Raw genomic sequence first — 1,036 nt, forward strand, 5'->3', positions numbered from 1 at the left:
ATAAATGTTGGGAATTAGTTGATGCTTTAATGCGTTTAAGTCGTCATAAGCTCGATAATTATTTACGAGGTATGAGAGCTATGAAGCTTATACAGTCTACTTTTTAGCTCTCATGTCGCCCCCCCAGAGACAATTGGGTATTTCAAAGCGAAGAAATATTTCTTCAAAAACATGCCAAAACAAACATAGTTAGGCATACAAAAGTACAAGAAACTCGAAGCCCCTACGACGGAGACCTGATTTACTGGAGTACCAGAATGCAGAAACATCCTGAGATGACCAGTCAAAAGGGAAAGCTTTTGAAAAGGCAAGAAAGGAAATGTGCTCATTGTGGTCTTACCTTCAAGGAAGGAGATTTGTTAGAAACGCACCACATACTACCACGCGCTAATGGTGGAAAAGACGAAACTCAAAATCTTGAGTTACTACACCTCCACTGTCACGACGCCAAACACGGTACTAAAATTAACTCTAATGAGTTAGATGAAAACCCGTTTTAGAGGTACCAATGACAATGGTTCCTATGATGAGGAGCCGTATGATGCGTGCATTGTCACGTACGGTTTTGAAGACGAGTCGGTGAGGTGACTCACCGGCTTAGTTTAATTCAGGGCGGAATCAGAGGCAAAACAGATTAGCCACACTGCCGCTAACGGGGAGATGACATGGATAAACAGTTCCTAGAAAAGTGTCTTAGTGGGAAGCCACAATCTGAAAATAAAATGTGGACTACATTTCCTCATTCTCACAGCGATTTTATCGGGTTAGCTGTAATCTCCGAGAAGGAAATAGGCAAAATGGAACATCCTAAATCATCAAATAATCTAAGGAACGGAACGAGTAGTGCGGCTCGTTCTAAGTAGGAACCACTCATAATCGAGTGAGGTATGACTTAGGTAACTAGCGGGAATAACCCCAAAAGTTATAACTGTGTGCGGCTTGTTCTGAGTAGGAGCCTCCCTCGTGCGGGAGAGGTATGACTCAGGTAACTCGCGGGGACAACCCCAAGAATTATAACTGTTCATCCGGATGGCGG

1 protein-coding gene and 1 pseudogene are annotated in these 1,036 nt (G+C 43.1%); both read left to right on the top strand.

From position 1 onward, the window contains the following. A pseudogene (locus F6J99_RS45325) lies at positions 1-127 on the top strand (IS4 family transposase); the annotation flags it as partial. 130 nt (positions 128-257) lie between these two features. Further along, entirely contained in the window at positions 258-500 is a 243-nt protein-coding gene (locus F6J99_RS45330; RefSeq protein ID WP_293124067.1) for an HNH endonuclease signature motif containing protein, read from the top strand. The last annotated feature ends 536 nt before the right edge of the window (positions 501-1,036 follow it).

This window comes from Moorena sp. SIO4G3, from assembly GCF_010692305.1.
Taxonomy (GTDB): domain Bacteria; phylum Cyanobacteriota; class Cyanobacteriia; order Cyanobacteriales; family Coleofasciculaceae; genus Moorena; species Moorena producens_A.